The organism is Bradyrhizobium murdochi (assembly GCF_000472965.1).
Taxonomy (GTDB): domain Bacteria; phylum Pseudomonadota; class Alphaproteobacteria; order Rhizobiales; family Xanthobacteraceae; genus Bradyrhizobium; species Bradyrhizobium murdochi.
This window is the reverse complement of record NZ_AXAU01000001.1, coordinates 1,272,033-1,291,980: the sequence shown is the minus strand read 5'-3', so window position 1 is coordinate 1,291,980 and position 19,948 is coordinate 1,272,033. Positions and strand designations below refer to the sequence as shown.

The 19,948-nt window shown below is 62.7% G+C and carries 26 protein-coding genes; 14 read left to right on the top strand and 12 right to left on the bottom strand.

All coding sequences use genetic code 11. The features are described from left to right. Window positions 1-2: 2 nt before the first annotated feature. Together YUO_RS0106705 and YUO_RS0106700 are read right to left on the bottom strand one after the other, a co-directional pair. Window positions 3-437 carry an antitoxin Xre/MbcA/ParS toxin-binding domain-containing protein gene (locus tag YUO_RS0106705; RefSeq protein WP_028346575.1) on the bottom strand — a complete coding sequence of 145 codons (435 nt, stop codon included), beginning with the start codon at window positions 435-437 and terminating at the stop codon, window positions 3-5. A gap of 51 nt (window positions 438-488) precedes the next feature. After that, a complete protein-coding gene (locus tag YUO_RS0106700; RefSeq protein WP_028346574.1) occupies window positions 489-1,379 on the bottom strand; it encodes a LysR family transcriptional regulator in 891 nt (296 codons plus the stop codon). Window positions 1,380-1,477: 98 nt separating this feature from the next. On the opposite strand from YUO_RS0106700, the gene YUO_RS0106695 reads away from it, so the two are divergent. From YUO_RS0106695 to YUO_RS39960, 3 genes are read left to right on the top strand one after another with little or no spacing between them, the layout of a single operon-like run. Continuing rightward, complete coding sequence (locus YUO_RS0106695) at window positions 1,478-2,539, top strand: aldo/keto reductase (protein WP_035725950.1); 1,062 nt, start codon at window positions 1,478-1,480, stop codon at window positions 2,537-2,539. A gap of 32 nt (window positions 2,540-2,571) precedes the next feature. Continuing rightward, a complete protein-coding gene (locus tag YUO_RS39965; RefSeq protein WP_035725948.1) occupies window positions 2,572-3,090 on the top strand; it encodes a nuclear transport factor 2 family protein in 519 nt (172 codons plus the stop codon). Window positions 3,091-3,121: 31 nt separating this feature from the next. Next, window positions 3,122-3,478: an Atu4866 domain-containing protein gene (locus tag YUO_RS39960; protein ID WP_035725946.1), complete on the top strand. Its 357-nt coding sequence runs from the start codon at window positions 3,122-3,124 to the stop codon at window positions 3,476-3,478. 32 nt (window positions 3,479-3,510) lie between these two features. On the opposite strand, the gene YUO_RS0106680 is transcribed toward YUO_RS39960, so the two are convergent. Continuing rightward, window positions 3,511-3,921, bottom strand: a complete 411-nt coding sequence (locus tag YUO_RS0106680; protein ID WP_028346571.1) for an Rrf2 family transcriptional regulator — start codon at window positions 3,919-3,921, stop codon at window positions 3,511-3,513. A gap of 131 nt (window positions 3,922-4,052) precedes the next feature. Here YUO_RS0106680 and YUO_RS0106675 point away from each other — a divergent pair, with 131 nt between their 5' ends. Further along, on the top strand, window positions 4,053-4,931 hold the full coding sequence (locus tag YUO_RS0106675) for an NAD(P)/FAD-dependent oxidoreductase (RefSeq protein ID WP_028346570.1): 879 nt from the start codon (window positions 4,053-4,055) through the stop codon (window positions 4,929-4,931). A 79-nt stretch (window positions 4,932-5,010) separates the two neighbouring features. Next, the gene (locus tag YUO_RS0106670) at window positions 5,011-6,459 is read left to right on the top strand and encodes a carotenoid oxygenase family protein (RefSeq protein WP_028346569.1); all 1,449 of its coding nucleotides are present in this window, start codon (window positions 5,011-5,013) and stop codon (window positions 6,457-6,459) included. Window positions 6,460-6,517: 58 nt separating this feature from the next. Here YUO_RS0106670 and YUO_RS39955 read toward each other — a convergent pair whose 3' ends face one another. After that, entirely contained in the window at window positions 6,518-7,222 is a 705-nt protein-coding gene (locus YUO_RS39955; protein ID WP_156908498.1) for an arginase family protein, read from the bottom strand. Window positions 7,223-7,627: 405 nt separating this feature from the next. Here YUO_RS39955 and YUO_RS0106660 point away from each other — a divergent pair, with 405 nt between their 5' ends. Then, window positions 7,628-8,842, top strand: coding sequence for an MFS transporter (locus YUO_RS0106660; protein WP_028346568.1), 1,215 nt, complete (start codon window positions 7,628-7,630; stop codon window positions 8,840-8,842). Between the two features lie 64 nt (window positions 8,843-8,906). Here the strand turns inward: YUO_RS0106660 and YUO_RS0106655 are convergent, their stop codons facing one another. The 7 genes from YUO_RS0106655 to YUO_RS0106625 form a co-directional block, all read right to left on the bottom strand. Next, window positions 8,907-9,404, bottom strand: coding sequence for a peptide deformylase (locus YUO_RS0106655; protein WP_028346567.1), 498 nt, complete (start codon window positions 9,402-9,404; stop codon window positions 8,907-8,909). A gap of 39 nt (window positions 9,405-9,443) precedes the next feature. Continuing rightward, window positions 9,444-10,145 carry a class I SAM-dependent methyltransferase gene (locus tag YUO_RS0106650; protein WP_028346566.1) on the bottom strand — a complete coding sequence of 234 codons (702 nt, stop codon included), beginning with the start codon at window positions 10,143-10,145 and terminating at the stop codon, window positions 9,444-9,446. Then, window positions 10,135-10,599 carry an Rrf2 family transcriptional regulator gene (locus tag YUO_RS0106645; RefSeq protein ID WP_028346565.1) on the bottom strand — a complete coding sequence of 155 codons (465 nt, stop codon included), beginning with the start codon at window positions 10,597-10,599 and terminating at the stop codon, window positions 10,135-10,137. The genes YUO_RS0106650 and YUO_RS0106645 overlap by 11 nt, the downstream gene beginning before the upstream one ends. A gap of 133 nt (window positions 10,600-10,732) precedes the next feature. Continuing rightward, window positions 10,733-11,713: a thioredoxin family protein gene (locus tag YUO_RS0106640; protein WP_051379257.1), complete on the bottom strand. Its 981-nt coding sequence runs from the start codon at window positions 11,711-11,713 to the stop codon at window positions 10,733-10,735. Window positions 11,714-11,715: 2 nt separating this feature from the next. Then, window positions 11,716-12,417, bottom strand: a complete 702-nt coding sequence (locus YUO_RS0106635; protein ID WP_028346563.1) for a cytochrome c biogenesis CcdA family protein — start codon at window positions 12,415-12,417, stop codon at window positions 11,716-11,718. Between the two features lie 34 nt (window positions 12,418-12,451). Further along, window positions 12,452-12,853, bottom strand: a complete 402-nt coding sequence (locus YUO_RS0106630; protein ID WP_028346562.1) for a cupin domain-containing protein — start codon at window positions 12,851-12,853, stop codon at window positions 12,452-12,454. Between the two features lie 70 nt (window positions 12,854-12,923). Continuing rightward, a complete protein-coding gene (locus YUO_RS0106625; protein WP_028346561.1) occupies window positions 12,924-13,610 on the bottom strand; it encodes a VOC family protein in 687 nt (228 codons plus the stop codon). A gap of 182 nt (window positions 13,611-13,792) precedes the next feature. Between YUO_RS0106625 and YUO_RS0106620 the strand changes: the two genes are divergently transcribed. The 3 genes from YUO_RS0106620 (at window position 13,793) to YUO_RS0106610 (ending at window position 16,082) form a co-directional block, all read left to right on the top strand. Continuing rightward, window positions 13,793-14,317, top strand: coding sequence for a MarR family winged helix-turn-helix transcriptional regulator (locus YUO_RS0106620; protein WP_051379292.1), 525 nt, complete (start codon window positions 13,793-13,795; stop codon window positions 14,315-14,317). 63 nt (window positions 14,318-14,380) lie between these two features. After that, entirely contained in the window at window positions 14,381-15,352 is a 972-nt protein-coding gene (locus tag YUO_RS39950) for an SDR family oxidoreductase (protein WP_198027981.1), read from the top strand. Between the two features lie 31 nt (window positions 15,353-15,383). After that, on the top strand, window positions 15,384-16,082 hold the full coding sequence (locus YUO_RS0106610) for a GNAT family N-acetyltransferase (RefSeq protein WP_028346559.1): 699 nt from the start codon (window positions 15,384-15,386) through the stop codon (window positions 16,080-16,082). A 35-nt stretch (window positions 16,083-16,117) separates the two neighbouring features. On the opposite strand, the gene YUO_RS0106605 is transcribed toward YUO_RS0106610, so the two are convergent. Next, a complete protein-coding gene (locus YUO_RS0106605; RefSeq protein WP_028346558.1) occupies window positions 16,118-16,573 on the bottom strand; it encodes an SRPBCC family protein in 456 nt (151 codons plus the stop codon). 104 nt (window positions 16,574-16,677) lie between these two features. Here YUO_RS0106605 and YUO_RS0106600 point away from each other — a divergent pair, with 104 nt between their 5' ends. The 5 genes from YUO_RS0106600 (at window position 16,678) to YUO_RS0106580 (ending at window position 19,819) form a co-directional block, all read left to right on the top strand. Beyond that, on the top strand, window positions 16,678-17,778 hold the full coding sequence (locus YUO_RS0106600; protein WP_028346557.1) for an adenylate/guanylate cyclase domain-containing protein: 1,101 nt from the start codon (window positions 16,678-16,680) through the stop codon (window positions 17,776-17,778). A gap of 71 nt (window positions 17,779-17,849) precedes the next feature. Then, complete coding sequence (locus tag YUO_RS0106595) at window positions 17,850-18,215, top strand: ArsR/SmtB family transcription factor (protein ID WP_028346556.1); 366 nt, start codon at window positions 17,850-17,852, stop codon at window positions 18,213-18,215. Between the two features lie 4 nt (window positions 18,216-18,219). After that, complete coding sequence (locus YUO_RS0106590) at window positions 18,220-18,753, top strand: SRPBCC family protein (RefSeq protein WP_028346555.1); 534 nt, start codon at window positions 18,220-18,222, stop codon at window positions 18,751-18,753. A gap of 53 nt (window positions 18,754-18,806) precedes the next feature. Next, window positions 18,807-19,556 (top strand): DUF899 domain-containing protein, encoded by a 750-nt coding sequence (locus YUO_RS0106585; RefSeq protein WP_051379255.1) that lies wholly within the window; start codon window positions 18,807-18,809, stop codon window positions 19,554-19,556. Next, window positions 19,553-19,819, top strand: a complete 267-nt coding sequence (locus tag YUO_RS0106580) for a hypothetical protein (RefSeq protein ID WP_028346553.1) — start codon at window positions 19,553-19,555, stop codon at window positions 19,817-19,819. Before YUO_RS0106585 ends, YUO_RS0106580 begins: the two co-directional genes overlap by 4 nt. Window positions 19,820-19,948 lie beyond the last annotated feature (129 nt).

Here is a 19,948-nt window from a genome sequence, read left to right as displayed (position 1 = left end):
GCTTAGACGCCGCCGCTATAGGCTGTACGCCCCAGCAGGTTGACGACGGCGTCCGCCCCGGGGCCGGTTGCCAAGGCCAGTTCGAGCGGGGTCTTGTCTTCAAGCATCGGGTGCGGCCGGTTGAGAAAATCGCGCACCTTGGCTTCGTCGCGAAACACTTCGAGGCCGAAGGCGAATACTTTTGCGACACGCGCGAGCCGGTCGCTCTCTTCGGTCGTGAGATGCTGCTTTTCCTTGCGGCGCCGTTCCAGCGTCGGCTTCGGCACCACACGATAGGTGAAGTGACGGACGTCCTGCGGGGATACGCGGCCGGCGAATTTGTCCAACGCCGATACCGGCAGGCCCTTCTCCACGGAACGGGCGAGGGTAAGCGTCGTCTCCGTATTCTTCGGCCTGACGCCGAGCAGACCGGCCAGGATCGCGGCTAGATGGCTCACGGGAACCCTCAAAATCAGATGAGACAAAAGTATGCCTCAGATGAGACATAGTCAAGGCCGATATCGCACGTGGTCAATCAGCGCACGCAGTTTTGGCGGCAGGTTTCGTCGGTCCGCGAAATAGAGAAAGAAGCCCTGAAAGGGCGGGCAATACTGCTCCAGCAGCGGCACCAGCTCGCCGCGCTCGATGTAGGGCCTGAACGTCTCCTCCATGCCGAACGTCAGGCCGCCGCCGGCGCAAGCGGTCCGTACCATGACCCACATGTCATTCGTCGTGATCCTGGGATTGACGGCGACGTCGAACTCGCGGCCGTCTTCTTCGAACTCCCAGCGATAGGGCGCCACGTCGGGCGCCGGACGCCAGCCGATGCAACAGTGCTGCGCAAGCTCGGTCGGGTGTACGGGCGCGCCAAAGCGCGCCAGATACGACGGTGCAGCGACAACCATCTGGCGCTGGTCGCCCGAAACCGGCACGGCGATCATGTCCTGCTCGATCACCTCGCCAAGACGAACGCCGGCATCATAACCCTCGGCGACGATATCGAACTCCTCGTCGGTGACGGTGATGTCGATCTGCACGGCTGGATAAGCGTGCGTAAAACCCGCAAGCAGCGGCCCGCAGATGAAGCGCTCGGCGATCGAAGATACCGCGAGCCGTAGCTGTCCGGTCGGCTTGGCGTCGCGATCCCGCGCGGTGTCGAGGGCGAGTTCGACTTCGGCAATGGCTGGCGCGACGCGCTGGTGCAGTCGCACGCCGGCCTCGGTGAGGCTGACGCTGCGCGTTGTCCGCTGCACGAGCGCCACGCCCATCCGGTCTTCCATTCGCCGGATCGCCTGGCTCACCGCCGAACGCGTCACGCCTAGCCGTTCGGCAGCACCGCGAAAGCTTTTCGCTTCAGCGACCGCCAGGAAAACCGAAACGAGGTTCAGGTCTGTCGTCATTGGTTAGCCAATCTTACCAAGCCGGTCACGATTGAGCAAATTTTTTCACCGATGGCCTTGTCGTATGTGCGTCTCGACAGAAGTTGGAGGCACCGACGATGACATCTCTGGATAATTACCGTCTGCTCGGACGGTCCGGATTGCGGGTATCCCCAATCGCGCTCGGCACGATGACCTTTGGTCCGGACTGGGGCTGGGGCGCCGATGCGGGCGGGGCGCGTCGGATCTTCGATCTTTACGCCGATCGCGGTGGCAACTTTGTCGATACCGCCGTGAACTACACCGACGGTGCCTCCGAGCGCATCGTCGGCGAGTTCATCAAGGACAAGCGCGACCGTATCGTGCTCGCGACCAAATTCACCATGGCGCGCGAATCGGGCAACCCGAACTCGGGAGGCAACCACCGGCTCAATATGCTGCGCTCGGTGGAGCAGAGCCTGCGGCAGCTCAACACCGACCGCATTGACCTGTTCTACCTGCACGGCTGGGACATGACCACGCAGTGCGATGAGGTGATGCGCGGGCTCGACGATCTGGTGCGATCAGGCAAGATCCACTACATCGGCATCTGCAATACGCCGGCCTGGCGTGTCTCCCAGATGCAGACGATCGCCGATCTCCGCGGCTGGTCACCTTTCGTGGCGCTGCAGATCGAATACAGGCTGGTCGAGCGCACGGTCGAGCATGAACTCATGCCGATGGCAGAAGCGCTCGGCATGGGCGTGCTGCCCTGGTCGCCGCTCGGCGGTGGCGTGTTGACCGGCAAGTACACGCGTTCGGATATTGCGGACTCGCGCGACACAAGCATCTCGCCGACGCGCAAGGGCGTCATTGCGTCGTCCGGCCACCTCAATGAGCGGTCCATCGAAATCGCCGATGTGGTCCGTGCTGTGGCCGAGGAAGTCGGCGCGAGCGCGTCGCAGGTGGCGATCGCCTGGACGCTCGCGAACCCTGCCGTCACGTCGCCTGTCATGGGTGCGCGCACAGTTGCCCAGGCAGAGGACAATCTCGGTGCCCTTGGGCTCGTACTGTCGCCTGAACATCTCGATCGGCTCAATCAGGCGAGTGCGCCCGACCCGATCTTTCCCATCCGCTTCGTGGGCCGTCCCATGGTTCAGCAGCTCATCTTCGGCGGCGCGTCCGTCGCCCTGCGGAATTGAGAGAAGGAATTGCAGCAGCAAAGGAGAAATTCATGAGAGCCCTGGCAACTCGCGCACTCGCATGGTGCCTGTGCGCCGCAATGTTCACCGCTTCCAGCCTGACCACGGCTGCCCCCTGTGGTCAGACGAGCACGGCGGAAGATGATAACAAGCGAGTGGTCGCCGAAGCCTTTCATCGCTGGGCGGCGGGCGGAACGTCCTTCTTCAACGATGTGCTTGCCGAGAATGTCATCTGGAGGATCAAAGGATCGAGTCCAGGCGCCGGGGAGTTCAAGGGACGTGAGGCCTTTCTGGAGCGAGCTGTCCGCCCATTCGCGGAGAGATTGTCCAGGCCCGTCCGCCCAACAGCCGTGCGGATCTTTGCCGATGGCGATCATGTGATCGCTCACTGGGAGGGGAGCGGGGTCGCCCACGACGGCAGGGGCTACAGCAACAGCTATGCCTGGATCTTCCGCATGCACGACGGAAAAGCAACTGATGTGACGGCCTATCTCGACCTCGCTCCGTACGAAGATGTCCTGCGGCGTATTCCCGTGCCTCAGCAGCAGTAAGACGCCAGCCGATCATTTGGAGGAAAACGAGATGACCTGTCGTGCGCTGATCGTGGGATCCCTTTGTGTCCTCGGACTATCGGTGGCTGTCGCTTCCGGCGAGGCCGCACCAGCCAGCAAATCCGAACAGCAGTCCATGGAGAAAACAATGACGCAGCATCCCTATGTTGGCATGTGGGTGACCGATGGCGGCCACATTCGCCATGAGCTTCTTCCGAACGGCCGCTACGACGAAGCCCGCGGCACGCGCAAGAGCGCCTATCAAGGGCGCTACGAGATCAAGGGCGATCACATCGATTATTGGGACGACACCGGTTTTACCGCTGACGGCAAGTTCGTCGACAAGGATACCCTCCATCACGGCGGGATGATCTTTCGCCGCCAGTAATATCGCTTGCCTCGAATAGGGTCGCCGCAGCCCTAAGTCTTTCTCGGCAGTAGTTGGTCGAGCGTGATTTTCGCAAGAGACTGCTCAAAACGGGCCGTGGCTTCGGACAATGCAAGCGACAAAGCGCGGTTGGCGGCACGCTCGACGACGCATTTCGGATGATCATCGCTGGTTGCGATGGTGAAGGGCGAGCCCGGGTCGAATGCCCTGTAGATGTTCAAAAACGTGATCTCACGGAGCGGCCGTTCCAGCCGCCATCCGCCGTTCGGCCCTCGCTCCGAGGACACATAGCCACCTTCGCGCAGCGCTCCCATGATGCGGCGGACGACGACCGGGTTGGTATCGAGCATCGCCGCGATCGTCTCAGATGTTGCTGTGCCCTCGTTGAAGCTCATGTGAACCAGGACATGCGCAACGCGGGCGAGCCTTGTGTCCTTGCTCACGGCGGAACCTCGCTTGATGTCATCGTAGTTTAGACCGCTTCCATCGGTTCCGCAACTGACACAGTAACAAATTCGTTGATGCGTCTGCAATATCGTACTAGTAATAGTTACGATTAGAATGGGAGATCATCATGAACTTCGATGTCATTGTTGTCGGCGGCAGTTTCGCTGGCCTTTCGGCGGCGCTTCAACTGGGGCGGGCGCGGCGGACCGTACTCATCATCGATGCGGGTCAGCGACGCAACCGCTTTGCATCGGCCTCTCATGGCTTTTTCGGGCGTGATGGCGTGGCGCCGGGCGAAATTATCGCTGAGGCAACGAGCCAGTTGGCGCGCTATGTCACCGTCGCAACGCTGAAGGGATCGGCGTCAAAGGTGCGACGCACGGAGGCGGGATTTTGCGTCGAGACGCACAGCAACACCTTCCATGGCAAGCGGCTGATTTTCGCCGGAGGTGTCGTCGATGTCCTGCCTGATATCCCGGGCCTCGCCGACCGGTGGGGCAGTTCGATTTTCCATTGCCCTTATTGTCATGGTTACGAACTCGAACGAGGCCCGATCGGCGTCTTGGCGACCAGTGCGATCTCCATGCATCATGCCATGATGCTGCCCGACTGGGGGCCAACCACGCTACTGATCAACAACAGATTTGTCCCGGACGAAACGCAACTGTCCGCCTTGGCCAGGCGTGGCGTCTCGGTGGAAGAGAGCCGCGTTCAGCGGATATTCGGAGAGCGCCCAACCGTTGAACTCGCGAATGGCCACACGATTGAATTCGCCGGCATCTTCACGGCTACCCGGACCATGGGAGGCCCGCTTGCCGAACAGCTTGGTTGCGACTTGAAGGACGGGCCGCTCGGAAAATTCATCGGGGTTGACGAGCAGCAGCAAACTTCAGTTCCCGGCATATTTGCCTGTGGCGATGTCGCGCGCGCCGCCGGATCGATCGCGCTTGCCGTATCAGACGGAAGCATGGCCGGCGTGGCCGCCCACCGATCCCTCATCTTCTAGTCTCAGAACGGAGGGCGAGGGCGCCCGAGCGGGACCAAATCGCGCGCCTGTGCGTTAGACGATAGATCTGGATAACGCCATGACCGCCATGTTTGCCAAAGGCTTTGCTGATCTCGACCGCGAGGTTGCGGTCGAGAGCCTTCCCGTCATCGGCACCGTACCGGCATGGCTGTCGGGCGCGTTGCTCCGCACTGCGCCGGCGAAATTCGATCTCGGCAAGCAAACCGTGAATCACTGGTTCGACGGCCTCGCCATGCTGCACCGGTTTGCCTTCGTCGACGGCAAGGTCTCCTATGCGAATCGGTTCATCCATTCGGCGAACTATCGGGAACAGCGGCGATCCGGACGCTTGAGCCGGCGCGAGTTTGCGAGCGACCCCTGTCGGACGCTGTTCGGCAGAGTGCTCTCCAGGTTTTTCGATAAGCCGACCGATAATTGCAATGTCAGCGTCAACGCTCTTGGTGGATCGTTGGTGGCGCTCACGGAAACGACCCTGCCGGTGCGGTTCGATTCCGAAACCCTCGAAACACTGGGGCATTACGAATACGGCAAGCAGCTCGGCGGCCAGATCTCGATTGCTCATCCACACCATGACGCAACCCGCCGCTGTCAGTTCAGCTATGTGGTGGAATTCGGCCGGCGAAGTCGGTACCGGCTGTTTCGCGTGGCGGATGAGAACGGCGCTGAAACCACGATCGCCGATTTACCGGTGGATCGGCCCGCGTACATGCATAGTTTCGCGATGACCAGGCGCTATCTCGTCCTGACGGAGTTTCCGCTGGTGGTCAGTCCTTTGCGGTTGCTCCTGAGAGGCGAACCCTTCATCAAGAATTATCGGTGGCAACCGGAGCGCGGCCTGCGCTTCCAGGTCGTCGAGAAGGACACGGGCCGACGCATCGCCACGGCGGAAGCCGAAGCGGTCTTCGCCTTTCATCATGTCAATGCCTATGAGCGAGGCGGCGAACTCGTGCTCGACCTCGTCACGTACCCCGACGCTGGTATCATCGATCAGCTCTACCTTTCGCGTCTGCGCGCCGGTAAGCCGGTCGACGCGGTGGGCTCCCTCTCTCGCTATGTCGTTCCGTTCGGCACCGCAAATTGCACCGCGCAGAAGAATCAGATCGCCACTACCGCCATCGAACTGCCTCGGGTCGACTATGGCAGGGTCGCTGGAGAGCCCTACCGTGTGGTCTGGGGCACAGGGAATCGACAGCCGGGAAATTTCCTCGACAGCCTTGTCCGGATCGATGTGGAGACGGGCGAGTGCACTGTGTGGGCAGAGCCCGAATGCTATCCGGGAGAGCCGGTGTTCGTAGCCGCGCCGGATGCTGGCAGCGAAGCTGAGGGCGCGTTGCTTTCGGTCGTTCTGGACGGGCGGAATGACAGGTCGTTTCTCCTCGTTCTCGATGCAACACGCATGACCGAGATCGCTCGGGCGGAATGCCCCCATCAAATTCCTTTTGGCTTCCATGGCAATTTCTTCCCAACCAGCAATGGTGGGTTGACGTTGCGATATGTTCACCGCTGAGAAGCTTAGGTCACGGATACACGCGGAGGCCTGGTACGTAACTCCGATCGCGCGGTTCCTACCTATCGGCGGCAACGGGTGCGAGTGCCCGCGTCAGCATAGCAATGAGGCTGCCAAATGCGGCGGTCTCATCAGGTGCGTGATCTGGATTCAATTCGGCTATGGTAAGCGCGCGCCAGTTCGGTGCAGTCAGGAGGATATCAAGTATGTTGCCAAGCTCCTCCAACTCGAGACCGATGCCGCGCGCTCCGTAGCGGACGTTCTCGGCAATCGGAAACGATGTGAACGCAAGCACATCGATGTCGATATGAACGAGCAGACGATCAAACCGGCGTCCCCATGCCCTTGCTTGTTCGGCTGCAGACGCCGGGTGTGCTTTGATCTCCGCCAGAGCAATATGTCTAATGTTGTTGCTGGCGATTGTTCTTGACTCGGGCGCTGTAATCTCATGAGCGCCAAACAGCAGCACCTCGGAGGGACGAAGCATTGGCCGCCTCGATGCGAGACCGCTCAGTTCAGGAAGCGCGCCGGGCAGGTCAAGCATGTGGGCGATGCCAGTCCAGTCAAGGGAACCTTCGGCGGTTTCCGGCACGTTGAGATCTGCGTCACCATCGATATAGATCAATCCAACCGAAGCATCGTCGGTCAGCGCGCCGGCAACGACGCCCAGCTCGATGGTGCAGTCACCGCCAAGGACCAGCGCCGCCTCGCCATCCGCCATAGCGCGCGCGACGTGCTGGGCGACGGCTCCCCGCGGCTTCACGTACGGCTCCCAGGTTCATCGACTTCGGATTGCCGGGGTCCGGGCGCCAACGAAAACAGGAAATGTCGCCCATATCACGAACTTGCCATCCGACCCGCTCCAAGGCGGGAATCAATCCATGGCGTCGAAATGCTTCGGCTGCTTTCTCCTGCCCAGGGGCATATGCCCCGGCGCTTGTCGGCGCTCCAATAACGGTTAGGCGGTTGCTCGTAGCTCGCACGCTGCTTTCTCCGGGCGATTTGAGCTTGGGCGTAGCTCCGTAAGCGGTAAGATATGGAAGCCCAGATGTATCAGCAGAACGAATCCATCTCGCTCGCAAAAAAGTGAGCCGCGGCGGCCCTCGGCCTGTCGGCTCCGGCCCATTCCGTTCGTCTTGCAGCCGAAGAGGCTGTCAGGAGATCAGGAATGACAAATTCTAACTATCGCTGGGTGATTGTTGCAGCCGGGGGCCTGCTTGGCTGTGTCGCGATCGGGGGCATGTTTTCGCTGCCGGTGTTTTTGCAGCCGATCGCGCGGGATACCGGCTGGTCAGTGACCGGCGTATCCAGCGCGATGACGATCGGCTTTCTCGCGATGGCCTTCACCAGCATGATCTGGGGCAACTTGTCCGACCGGCTGGGGCCGCTGCCGGTGGTGCTGACCGGATCGGTCGTACTTGCGGCGAGCCTGGGGCTGGCGAGCCTTGCGACCTCGCTGGTCGTTTTTCAATTCATCTTCGGGCTCATGGTCGGCGGCGCCACGGCTGCGATCTTCGCGCCGATGATGGCTTGCGTAACCGGCTGGTTCGATACCCATCGCAGCCTTGCGGTATCGCTGGTCTCCGCCGGGATGGGCATGGCGCCGATGACGATGTCGCCGCTCGCCGCCTGGTTGGTCTCGAACCATGACTGGCGCACCTCGATGCAGATCGTGGCGCTCGTCGTTGCCGCGATCATGATTCCGGTTTCGCTGCTGGTGCGCCGCGCGCCGGCGCTCGAGAGCGGGGCGTCCGTGGCCTCGAGTGCGCCGGCAGAACCTGATATGACGCTGGTGCAGGCGCTGCGCTCGCCGCAATTTATCATCCTGCTGCTGACGAATTTCTTCTGCTGCGCCACGCATTCAGGCCCGATCATCCATACCGTGAGCTACGCCATCAGTTGCGGCATCCCGATGATCGCCGCCGTCACCATCTACAGCATCGAGGGCCTGGCGGGGATGGGCGGCCGTATCGCCTTCGGCCTGCTCGGCGATCGTTTTGGCGCCAAGCGCGTGCTCGTCTTTGGCTTGCTGGCGCAGGCGTTCGGGGCGCTCGGTTATGTCTTCGTGCGCGATCTCGCGGCGTTCTATGCGGTTGCCGCGCTGTTCGGCTTCCTCTACGCCGGCACCATGCCGCTCTATGCCGTGCTCGTGCGCGAAAACTTTCCGCTGCGGATGATGGGCACCGTGATCGGCGGCACCGCGATGGCCGGCAGCCTCGGCATGGCGACGGGACCCTTGGCCGGCGGTTTGATCTACGACACGTTTGCCAGCTACGCCTGGCTCTATATCGGCTCGTGGATCATGGGGCTCGGCGCATTCCTGATCATGATGACGTTCCGGCCGATGATGGTGGCGCGGCGTCCCGTGCCGGTCCCGGCGTAAACCTCCCTGTCATTCCGGGGTCGATGCTTCGCATCACCCCGGAATGACGGCGTTTCTTACAATCTCAGCCGCGCGCGAGCTTCTCGAAACGCTTGATCAACCGCTCACGCTTCAGGCGGGATAGTCGCTGGATCCAGAACAGACCATTGAGCTGATCGATCTCATGCTGGTGGCAGACGGCGCGCAGCCGCTCGGATTCCTCGGTGTGTGCATTGCCGTCGACGTCGTGATAGCTGATCCGAACGCGCGCATGACGCCGAATTTCGTCGTTAACTCCGGGCATCGAGACGCTGCCTTCCTGATGCATGATCATTTCAGGCGAGGCCCAGACGATCTCGGGATTGATATAGGTGCGCGCGCCATTGATGGGGTCGAGGTCGAGCACCACGACCCGCAGCAAGACACCGACATGCGGCGCGGTGATTCCGATGCCGGGCGCGGCGTGCATCGTCTCGAGCAGGTCTCGCGCCAGGTCGCGCAGCGCGTCGTCAAACACGGTCACCGGCTGCGCCGGGAGCGTAAGGCGAGGGTCGGGATATCTGACAATCGGACGGATGGTCATGATGTGTTGCTTGGACGACTGAATCAGGATGCCTGACTATCACGCATACGCAATCCAGCCGCGCCAGGTAAAGGCGGCGTAGAACAACTCCACGTCCCGGAACCCGGCCTCACGCAGAATTTGCGCATCCTGCTCTGGACTGAGCACGGGCAATCGCGCCTCGACCGCCGCACGCGCCGTGTTGGCCTGGTTCGGATCGGCGCCGGAGGCGATCGCATAGGCGGCATAGCGCGATAGCCATCGCGTCCGCTCGCTGTCCTGCTGCGGAAAACTGGAATGGGCGGCCACGAACGGCGCTCCGGGTCTGAGCCGGCGGTGGATTTCCCTGGCCGTCCGCCGCCGTTCGTCGACATCGAGGAAATGCAGCGTGAGCAGACAGGTGGCGGCATCGAACGGCCCATCGGGCGCATCGTCGATATAGCCCTGCTGCAACTGCACGCGCGCATTGAAGGGCCCCAGCGTCTGCTCCGCCAGCTTCAGCATCTCGGAGGCGGGATCGACGCCAACGAACCTCCAGCGCGGCTCTGCCTCCGCCAATGCCTTCAACTCCAGGCCGCCACCCGCGCCGACGACCAGTACCCGTGCGTCTTGCTCAGCCTGTTCCGCCAGCAGGATGCGGGTCATGCGGTGAAGGTCCGCAAAGCCGGGCACGAAGCGCGGCGGTCCAGCCGCATAGCGCGCGACCGCGTCGGGATCGGAGAAGTGGGCCAACAAGGCGTTAGCCGCCGCGTCATGATGCATGGGCGATCTCCAGACGATGACGGTTGCGCCGGTCGCCCAGGCGCTTCTGAAAATCGGCACTCAACGTTGCAAGCGTCACGGCACTCAGGCGCGACAGCAACAGCGCCTCCGCCTCGTCAAACGCCCGGTCGAGCGCAGCATTCACGGCCTGCTCGACAAGACAGCCCGGTGCTTCCGTTCTGTTTCCCAAGGCGAACAGCGAAGGCTGGCCGAGCGCCTGATAGACATCCCGCAGCGATATCGTCGCGAGGTCGCGCGCGAGAGTCCATCCGCCGCCATGGCCTTTCTCCGATCGCACATAGCCCTGATCGCGCAGTCCGGACATGATCCGCCGGATCACAACGGGATTGGTGTCCATGGCCCGTGCGAGCGCTTCGGAAGTCACCGGCTCCTTCCGCTCGGCCATGTGCAGGAGCACGTGAAGAACGCCTGATAGTCTACTGTCTCGTTTCATGTAACAATTGATATTGCATGAGGGCCGGCAGGTCAAGTCGAGGGTTGACACGTCCCCACAGGCTGCGGCCCCCATACGCCCACGCTATTTGACGGCTGAATTGGAAGTCGCGGCGTCGCACGCACGGTCGCGTTCAGCCGAACGTAAAGGTGTACGCGCTCAGGCCGGGCTTGGGCGCTTTCAGCCGCAACACGTGCTCGCCACCGGGGCCGGCGTAGAGGGGATAAAGCCTGCTTCCATCGACGGTGACTGGCGGCTGAGGCGTTCCGTCGACGGTCACGGACAATGTCTGCGGCGACACGCTGCCAGCGACTAGATTGACTTTGCGCGCATTGAAACGAAGCAGGATTTCGTCGCCGTCTGCCGAGGAGGTGGCACGATCGCCCGTCACGTTCCAGAGGCCGGAGAGGGCGAACCGGTTCGGCGGCACGTTGTCCGGCAGCGTGTAGGCCCGTTCGCCGCGCGTAGCGTCTTGCGCCTCGACGATGGCGCCATCGTTCTTCTCGGAACCGAAATACAATTCGGGCGTCGCGACGGCGCTCAGATCCGGATCGGTTGCTTGCGCGGTGGGCATGGCTTCGCCGACAAGACGCGCGATGGCGTTTTCCATCTGCTGATAGCCGCCTTCGCCGAACTGCGTCGCAACGATCGTTCCGGACCTGTCGATCAGATACGCGGCTGGCCAGTACTGATTTCCGAAGGCGCGCCAAGTACGATATTGATTGTCTTGCGCCACAGGATAATGAATGCCCAGGCGCTTGACGGCGGTCTCGACATTCGCGCGTTCCTTCTCGAAGGCGAATTCAGGCGTGTGCACGCCGACCACGACAAGGCCTTTGTCTTTGTACTGCTCATGCCACTTGGTGACATAGGGCAACGTGCGAAGGCAGTTGATGCAGGAGTAGGTCCAGAACTGAACCAGCACGACCTTGCCGCGGAGGCTCTCCACCGTCAGCGGCGGCGAATTCAGCCAGGCGGAAATCTCGGAAAACTCCGGCGCAGGCCGGGAGTCCTGCTGCGTGGGTTCGTTGCTGAGCAGGGCGGAAGGGCCAAACTGCGCAATGGCAAGAACGGCAACGAAAACAAGGACGATCAGGCTGAGAAGCTTGCGCATTGTCATAATCCCAGTTGAAGATTCGGATAGAGCACCGAAAGCCAGACAGCGACGATGCTGTCGTATTGCGTGTAGAAGGCCAGCGCGACGAGGAGCACCGCCGCACCAAATGTTCGCTGCAAGGCGACAGTGTAGGGCGCAAGCCTACGCACTTGCGTGGTCGCGTATTGTCCGCCGTAGGCGATCAGCAAAATCGGAATGCCGGCTCCGACAGCGTAGACGACGAGCAGCAGCGCAGCGCGGGCCAGGTTTTCCGAAGTTGCGATCAGCGCGAGAATGGAGCCGAGTACCGGCCCGGCGCACGGCGTCCAGAGCACGCCGAGCGTCAGTCCAACAACGAGACCCCCTGCATTCCCTGATCCGGCACGCGCGACGATGTTGTCGGCGAATGAAAGCAGGCCGTGAAAGCTCGTCATGAGCCGCTCGTATGGCTGCGGCCACAACAGTAATACGCCGAAGCTGCCGAGCAGGATGACGGAGACGGTCCGCAGCGTGTCGTGCGACAAGCCAAGCACGGTCGAGAAGGAGCCGAACAGGATCGCGAAGCCGGAGAAGGCGATGATGAATCCGGCCGCGAGAAAGAGCGGCCGCCACCGGTCCTGCCGGCCGATGGAGGCGCCCAGCAAGACCGGAAGCAATGGCAGGATGCATGGGGCCGCCGCCGTCAAGAGGCCAGCCGCCAACGCCAACGCAATCTCGATCATGTCGGGCTCTCCTTGTAGCTGCAGGCTGCTACGGTCACTTCATCAATGTGAGAAGCGGCTTGCCCTTTTCGACGATGTAGGTGGCGAGCTCGCTGCCGGTGACGTTGCCGGGATTCCTGGCCGAATGCGGTGTTCCGGCTGGAATGAACAGCACGTCGCCGGCCTTGAGTGTGACCGGCGGTTTGTCCCCGACCTGATACTCGAGCTGGCCCTCGAGGACATAGATGATCTCTTCGCCGGGATGCGTGTGCTTGCCGAACGCCACGCCGGGAGCGAGATCGACGCGGACCTGAATGGCCTCGCGCCCCTGTGCACTGAGATCGTGCCGCTGCAGATCGGTTCGGGTAATTCCGCTCTGTTGCGCCTGCGCGCCAAACGGCGCCAGAACGGCAGTGGCAACGATCGCCGCCATCGCCATGAGTTGCATCTTATTCATCCTGGTCATGTTGATCTCCTTTGGTGTTGGGAAATTCATCGAACTTGCGTGCAACGATCGCGAAGCCTGCTCATGCCGCCTGCTGCTGGCCACTCTGCTCGCGGACGATGTATTCGGCGTACCAGTCCGGCCAGTTCTCATCGTGCCGGCCGCCGTTGCGCTTCTCGTACTCGCCATGGGCAGCCGCCGCACGGCGCAGTGCGCTCGCGAGATCAGCCGACGAATTGAAGGCCGTCGCGTTGGCGTCAACGCGCCCGGGCAATCGCGCGGTGACTTCCTGCAGCAGCCAGCCATTGCCATCGGGATCGCTGAACGAGGCATAGGAGCGGTAGCTGCCGCGTTCCGGATCCGGGCCGCTCAGCCGGACCCGCCCGAACAGATAGGGCTCGTCCGAACCGACATGCACGTCGCCGCCGGCGTGAAAGGCTTCACTGATCGCAACACCGCGGCCGAGCAACTCGTTGCGGGCGGCCTCGATGTCCGAGACGATCAGGTAGAGGCCCTGCGCGGAGCCGGGCGCGGCAGGGGTGACGTTCTTGCCGAAGATGACCGAGGCGTTGGAGCCGGGCGGCGTGAACTGGATCACGCGGTAATCGTCAGGGCCGGCGAAATCGGCGTCGAGCCGCCAGCCGAGCTTTGCATAAAACTGCTTGGCGCGTTCAACGTCGGAAACCGGGATGACGATGACTTCGAGCTTCAGGTCGACCGCCGAAGCGGCCTTGGAAGTGGTGCTGGTGCGTTCCTTGAGGTCTGACATGGTTCTCTCCTTGATGTTGTGGTGGCGGGAATGCTTCCGGCGCACCGGGTTACATAGCGTGCGATAAGATCGTATGCGATATAAAGCGGCTCGGGTGCAGAGTGTCAACCCTTCCGATTTAATCGGATGCGATATATATGGGTGCGAGACTTCACATGTTCGTGTCGGAAAGGACGATCTCCATGAAACTGAACGACGGGCCGCGGACCGGTTCCAGGGACAATTCGAGAGATAATTCAAAGGCCAGCCAGAAGCCGAAGCCGGCCGCAGGCGAGCGGCGGCTTGGCGATTTCCTGTGTTTTGCGATCTATTCGGCCAACCTTGCCTTCGGGCGGGCCTACAAAAAGGGCCTCGATGAACTCGGCCTGACCTACCCGCAATGGATCGCGATCGTGGCGTTGTGGGAGCAGGACGGCCAGACTGTGAGTGAGCTTGGCGAGAAGATGTTCCTGGAGTCCAACACGCTGACGCCGATCCTGAAAAAGCTGGAGCAGATGGGCTATCTGCGTCGCCAGCGTGATCCCGCGGATGAGCGGCAGGTGCGCATCAGCCTGACCGAGGCTGGCCGCCGGCTGCGCGAGAAGGGCATGCACATGAATCTCGTGGCCTCTACCGGACTGAAGCCAGACGAGTTCGCGCGGCTGCAGGAAAACGTCGTCAAGCTCCGCGATAATCTGATCGAGGCGACGGCAGAGAAAGCGGAATGATGCGCGCAGGCGCTTCGATGCGATCGGACTGCAACGGCGCGTGAAGGTGAGGGGAGGATGAGCATGGTCTCACATGAAGGCGCGCTGGCCGGACGTATCGCCGTGGTGGCGGGCGCGACGCGCGGCGCCGGCCGCGGCATTGCCGCCGCGCTCGGAGAGGCGGGTGCCACGGTGATCTGCACGGGGCGCAGCAGCGCCCGCACCGATGCTCCAACGCGATCCGATTATGACCGGCCGGAGACGATCGAGGAGACGGCCGAGCTCGTGACCAGCCTCGGCGGCAAAGGCGTCGCCATCGCCGTCGATCATCTCGAACCTTTGCAGGTCGCGGCGCTGGCCGAGCGTATCCGCGCCGAGCATGGCCACATCGACGTGCTGGTGAACGACATCTGGGGCGCCGAACGGCTGAAGGGCGGGCCCGCCGAGTGGAATACGCCGATCTGGAAGCTCGACCTGCAAAAGGGATTGCGGATTCTGCGGCTCGGCATCGAGACGCATCTGGTGACTTCGCATTATCTGCTGCCGCTGCTGATCGCGCAGGCAGGCGGCCTGCTCGTCGAAGTCACCGACGGCACCGCCGACTACAATGCGCAGCATTACCGGATCTCGGTGTTCTACGATCTCGTCAAGCAGAGCGTGAACCGTCTCGCCTACTCGCAAGGCCACGAACTCGCACCGCATGGGGCCACGGCGGTTGCGATCACGCCGGGATGGCTGCGCTCCGAGATGATGCTGGAGAATTTCGGCGTCAGCGAAACGACCTGGCGCGAGGCGCTGGCGGAGCCGGGAGGCGGCAGGCACCATGCGCCGCCCGATTTCGCGCTGTCGGAATCGCCGCGCTATGTCGGCCGCGCCGTGGCTGCGCTCGCCGCCGATCCCGATCGCGCCAGGTGGAATCAGAAATCGGTCAGCGCCGGCGAACTCGCCCGCCACTATGGCTTTACGGATATCGACGGCTCGCGCCCGGACATCTGGCGCTACACCGCCGAGGTCCGGGAGGGCGGCAAGGTAGCCGACATCAGTGATTACCGCTAAGGTTGTCGTGCCATTGAATGAAGGTAGTCCGATGTCCGTTCACGACAGCTCCAGCCACCCCCTCGATTATCCGATCTGGACGGCGCTCACGACTACGCATCAGGCATTGGCCGAAGGCGATGCCCGCGCGCGGCGCTATCCGACCGAGATCACGCCCTTCGCAGCGATGGCGGACATGTCGCCTGAAAGCTTTGCTGTGCTCGCCGGGCTGATGTCGCCGCAGGACATCGCCGTGCTGTTCACGCCGGATCCCGTGAAGCCGCCTGCCGAATTCAAGATCGCGCTGGCGGACACTGGTGAACAGATGATTGGAACGCCGGTTGAAACACCGGCCAATGGCGTCGATATCGTCACGCTCGGCGCCGACGACGTTTCCGCGATGATCGAACTCACGGAGCTCACCAAGCCGGGCCCGTTCAGCGCGCGGACCCATGAGCTCGGCACCTTTCTCGGCATCCGCGTCGACGGCCAGCTTGTCGCGATGGCCGGCGAGCGGATGAAGCCGGCTCAATACACCGAGATCACCGCTGTCTGCGTGCATCCGTCCCATCGCGGCCGCGGCTACGGACAGATGCTGCTATCCGCCATCTCGCGCCAGATTGTATCGCGTGGCGAAATTCCGTTCCTGCACGTCTTCACCAACAATCATTCGGCCATCGCGCTCTACCGGCGGCAGGGGATGGAAATCCGCCGCCGTCTTCACGTGACGGTGTTGAAGAAACAGGACTGATCGTCCAGCGATGCACGCCTCGACCGATGCCATTCTTACACGTTGTGTGTGCCGCTCGGTCCGCCGTCCGGCCCGGGGTCCTGGCCGGCGGCTACCTTGGTCAACCTGTCGAGATAATGCGCCCAACCCTTGGAATGGGCGTCGCGGGTTGACTCGGTGGGCAGGCCGCTATGGGTCATGCGCAACAGCGTGCCGCCGTCCCGTTCGATCAGATCGATCTCGATCAGGCTCGATCCCGGCGGCACTTCCTCATTGCCTTCCCAGCCAAAGCTGTAGGCGAGACGGTGAACCGGCACGACCTCGCGGAACGCGCCGCGCGCCGTGGAGCTGCCGACGCCTTTCAGGAGGTACATGCCGCCCGGATGCATCTCCGTCACTGCCTCGCTTCCCATCCATTGCACGATCTTCTCAGGGTCCGTCAGGAAGGCGAACACGCTGGCGCGGGGGGCGGCGATGTGGGTCTCGCGCTGGAGCACAAACGATTCAGTCATCGAAAACCTCGTGGGTCGTTGGCAGGCCGCGCTGATGCAACCAGCGAGTGCCTAAATTAAGCGCCGTGGGTGACAATGCAACATCGCTGCCGCATGATCGATCCATGCAACTGAGTTCGACGCTGACATGGCTGGTCGATGCAGCCAGCGCTTCGCCGGGCGCCGACCGGTTCCTGGCCGAACTCGGCACGCGCCTGATCGAGGACGGCGTGCCGCTCGCCGGCGGAGCGCTGACGCTTGCCGTGCCGCATCCGATCGTCGCCCGTCGGACTTGGCTATGGCGCGCCGAGAATGGGGCGGTGATCGAGGCCGTGGGGTTCGCTCCGGCGGGATTCGGAGCGGCGGGGAATTTGTCCGGCGACGCCGGCCGGAGCTGGTTGGCCGGGCTCGCAGGCGGAGCGGTGCATGAAGATAATGTGAGCCAAGATGATGTGAGTCTTGGATCGGACGGGCCGATGCTTGGCTGGATCGGACCGCGGCCGTTCACGCAAGCGGAGTCTGATCGCCTGCGCGATGCCGCCCGCTTCGCTGCAGCGCCGCTCGCCGCGCTTTCGGCGCGCGCGACCGTGACCGCTGCGCTCGAGGCCTATCTCGGCAAGCGAAGCGCCGCCCGCGTGCTGACGGGGCCGCTGCGGCGCGAGGTCGGCGAGAACATCCGGGCCGCGCTGCTGTTTGCCGATCTACGCGGCTTCACGGCACTGTCCGAGGCCGAGCCTCCCGCGGCGGTGATTGCCGCGCTCGGCGCCTGGTTCGATTGCATTGCCGGCGCTGTCCATGCCTTCGGCGGCGAGGTGTTGAAATTCATCGGCGACGGCGTGCTGGCGATCTTTCCGGTCACCGGTCCATCTCCCCGCAATGCCTGCGACGCTGCGCTCCGGGCCGTCGCTTCGGCGCAGGCTGGGATGGCGCATCTCGGCGACGCACGGCGAGAGCAGGGGCTGCCGCCGCTGTCGTTCGGCGTCGCATTGCATCTCGGTGAAATTCTGTGGGGCAATGTCGGTGCGGCCGACCGGCTGGATTTCACGGCGATCGGTCCCGCGGTCAATCTGGTGAGCCGGCTGGAAGGGCTTTGTCGGCCGCTCGGTCGGACGGTGCTGATATCAGGCGCACTCGCCGCCGAAACCACTACAAAACTGATCCCGCTGGGAACGCATGAGTTGCGCGGCATTGCGTCGCCCTGCGCCGTGTATACCGTGCCGGACTAGGCCCAAATCTCATCACGAAAACGTTAAACCGATTGGTTGACAATTAGCGTCGCGCGACTATTGTAAACCAAATGGTTGAACGTAGTGCCCATCTCGACGCCGTTTTTCACGCCCTCGCGGACCCAACGCGGCGGGCGATGCTTGGTCGTCTGGCGGAACGGGAGCTGACAATCGGGGAACTGGCGACGCCGTTTCACATGAGCTTCGCCGGCGCCTCGAAACACGTGCGGGTGCTGGAGAATGCCGGTCTCGTCAAACGCACGATCCGCGGTCGCTCCCATCTCTGCCGCCTCGAGGCGGCGCGGCTCGCGGAAGCCGATGCATGGCTGAAGCGTTACGAGCGTTTCTGGACCGCAAAGCTCGACAGGCTGGAAGCTCTGCTGCGCGAAGAGGACCGGGCGAAATCAAAATCCAAATCAAAATCGGTGACGGAGTAGAGCGATGAATTCAACGACAAAGCCCGACGCGTACGGCAGTTTGCCCGAGCCCGCGACGCTGAAAATCCAGCGGCTGCTGCCCGGCCCGATCGAGCGCATCTGGGCCTATCTCACCGACAGCGAGTTGCGCCGCAAATGGATGGCGGCTGGCGACATGGACACGAAGGTCGGCGCGCCCTTCGAGCTCGTCTGGCGCAACGACGAATTGACGGACCCGCCGGGCGAGCGCCCGGCCGGCTTCGGCGGCGAGCATCGCATGCAGAGCCGGATTACCGAATTCGATCCACCCCGAAAATTGTCGATCACCTGGAACAGTACCGGTGACGTCACGTTCGAACTGGAGCCCAAAGGCAAGGGCGTGCTGCTCACGGTCACCCATCGGCGCTTCCCCGACCGCGCCACGCTGCTCAAGCACATGGCCGGTTGGCACATGCATCTCGATGTTCTGGTCGCCCGTGCGAGCGGAGAGGAGCCGGCGCCGTTCTGGGATGGCTGGAGCGGCCTCATGAAGGAATACGACGCGCGTCTGCCGGCCTGACGCTGCAAGTCGAAGCTCAAGTAACGAACATCCCAACAAACAGGAGGTTAGCCATGCAGATTCACACCGTTTCGGCACAGGAATGGGAAGCGGCCCGCCAGCAATTGCTCGTGAAGGAAAAGGCCGCGACCCGCGCCCGTGACGCGCTCGCCGCCGAACGCCGGCGCATGCCGTGGCTGGCCGTGGAGAAGGAGTACAGGTTCGAGGGGCCCAACGGCCCGGCGAGCTTGCTCGACTTGTTCGAGGGCCGTCATCAGTTGATCCTCTACCGCGCCTTCTTCGAGCCCGGCGTGTTCGGCTGGCCCGACCATGCCTGCCGCGGCTGTTCGATGGTGGCCGACCAGGTCGCCCACGTCGCCCATCTCAACGCCCGCGATACCACGCTCGTGTTTGCCTCGCGCGCGCCGCAGCCGGACATCGCGCGCCTGAAGAAGCGAATGGGATGGGAGTTGATCCCCTGGTACACCATCACCGACAGCTTCGACACCGACTTCGACGTCGGCGAATGGCACGGCACCAACGTGTTCTTCCGCGACGGCAACAAGATCTACCGCACTTACTTCATCAACAACCGCGGCGACGAGCAGATGGGAGGCACCTGGAATTACCTCGACATCACGCCGCTCGGCCGCCAGGAGGTCTGGGAGGACTCGCCCGAAGGATATCCTCAGACTCCGACGTACAAATGGTGGAATTGGCACGACAGCTACGTCGAAGGCGCAGCACCCGACAAGAGATGGGTCGAGGTGTCGGACGCCGGAGAGGCCGCGTTCCGCAAGCAGAGCGCAGGCACGAAGGGATGAGCGAGGCCTCTCACAGCAACGCGCCCTGCGCGGCGAGCTGTGATGACGAAGGCGCCGCGGCCGGCATAGTCAGATGGCTATCGCTTGCGGCCGCGCCGACCTTCGCAATCATGGCGCTGCTTACCGCCGTGGTTGGCGGTGGTCCGCTGGATCCGCTTTGCTCGGCTGCAAACGCATCGCCGGTGGGGGGCATGGTGCCAATGTACTTGCTGATGAGCGCCTTCCATTCGGCGCCCTGGCTGAAGCTGATCTCGCGCCGATGAAGCCCGGCAGCGCGACATCGTCATCGGGTGTGCGAAATTAGGGCGTGTACTCATTAAGCGACTGACTTGATGTCCGCTCAACCCTCAACAGCGGCGGAATAGCGGACATAGCCCGATGTCGCAGAAGGG

Bases quoted from the DNA above. Each gene is read 5' to 3' on its own strand.
- YUO_RS0106700 (WP_028346574.1), bottom strand. From the start codon at position 1,379: ATGACGACAGACCTGAACCTCGTTTCGGTTTTCCTGGCGGTCGCTGAA.
- YUO_RS0106695 (WP_035725950.1), top strand. From the start codon at position 1,478: ATGACATCTCTGGATAATTACCGTCTGCTCGGACGGTCCGGATTGCGG.
- YUO_RS39965 (WP_035725948.1), top strand. From the start codon at position 2,572: ATGAGAGCCCTGGCAACTCGCGCACTCGCATGGTGCCTGTGCGCCGCA.
- YUO_RS39960 (WP_035725946.1), top strand. From the start codon at position 3,122: ATGACCTGTCGTGCGCTGATCGTGGGATCCCTTTGTGTCCTCGGACTA.
- YUO_RS0106675 (WP_028346570.1), top strand. From the start codon at position 4,053: ATGAACTTCGATGTCATTGTTGTCGGCGGCAGTTTCGCTGGCCTTTCG.
- YUO_RS0106670 (WP_028346569.1), top strand. From the start codon at position 5,011: ATGACCGCCATGTTTGCCAAAGGCTTTGCTGATCTCGACCGCGAGGTT.
- YUO_RS0106660 (WP_028346568.1), top strand. From the start codon at position 7,628: ATGACAAATTCTAACTATCGCTGGGTGATTGTTGCAGCCGGGGGCCTG.
- YUO_RS0106655 (WP_028346567.1), bottom strand. From the start codon at position 9,404: ATGACCATCCGTCCGATTGTCAGATATCCCGACCCTCGCCTTACGCTC.
- YUO_RS0106650 (WP_028346566.1), bottom strand. From the start codon at position 10,145: ATGCATCATGACGCGGCGGCTAACGCCTTGTTGGCCCACTTCTCCGAT.
- YUO_RS0106645 (WP_028346565.1), bottom strand. From the start codon at position 10,599: ATGAAACGAGACAGTAGACTATCAGGCGTTCTTCACGTGCTCCTGCAC.
- YUO_RS0106640 (WP_051379257.1), bottom strand. From the start codon at position 11,713: ATGCGCAAGCTTCTCAGCCTGATCGTCCTTGTTTTCGTTGCCGTTCTT.
- YUO_RS0106635 (WP_028346563.1), bottom strand. From the start codon at position 12,417: ATGATCGAGATTGCGTTGGCGTTGGCGGCTGGCCTCTTGACGGCGGCG.
- YUO_RS0106630 (WP_028346562.1), bottom strand. From the start codon at position 12,853: ATGAATAAGATGCAACTCATGGCGATGGCGGCGATCGTTGCCACTGCC.
- YUO_RS0106625 (WP_028346561.1), bottom strand. From the start codon at position 13,610: ATGTCAGACCTCAAGGAACGCACCAGCACCACTTCCAAGGCCGCTTCG.
- YUO_RS0106620 (WP_051379292.1), top strand. From the start codon at position 13,793: ATGAAACTGAACGACGGGCCGCGGACCGGTTCCAGGGACAATTCGAGA.
- YUO_RS39950 (WP_198027981.1), top strand. From the start codon at position 14,381: ATGGTCTCACATGAAGGCGCGCTGGCCGGACGTATCGCCGTGGTGGCG.
- YUO_RS0106610 (WP_028346559.1), top strand. From the start codon at position 15,384: ATGTCCGTTCACGACAGCTCCAGCCACCCCCTCGATTATCCGATCTGG.
- YUO_RS0106605 (WP_028346558.1), bottom strand. From the start codon at position 16,573: ATGACTGAATCGTTTGTGCTCCAGCGCGAGACCCACATCGCCGCCCCC.
- YUO_RS0106600 (WP_028346557.1), top strand. From the start codon at position 16,678: ATGCAACTGAGTTCGACGCTGACATGGCTGGTCGATGCAGCCAGCGCT.
- YUO_RS0106595 (WP_028346556.1), top strand. From the start codon at position 17,850: ATGGTTGAACGTAGTGCCCATCTCGACGCCGTTTTTCACGCCCTCGCG.
- YUO_RS0106590 (WP_028346555.1), top strand. From the start codon at position 18,220: ATGAATTCAACGACAAAGCCCGACGCGTACGGCAGTTTGCCCGAGCCC.
- YUO_RS0106585 (WP_051379255.1), top strand. From the start codon at position 18,807: ATGCAGATTCACACCGTTTCGGCACAGGAATGGGAAGCGGCCCGCCAG.
- YUO_RS0106580 (WP_028346553.1), top strand. From the start codon at position 19,553: ATGAGCGAGGCCTCTCACAGCAACGCGCCCTGCGCGGCGAGCTGTGAT.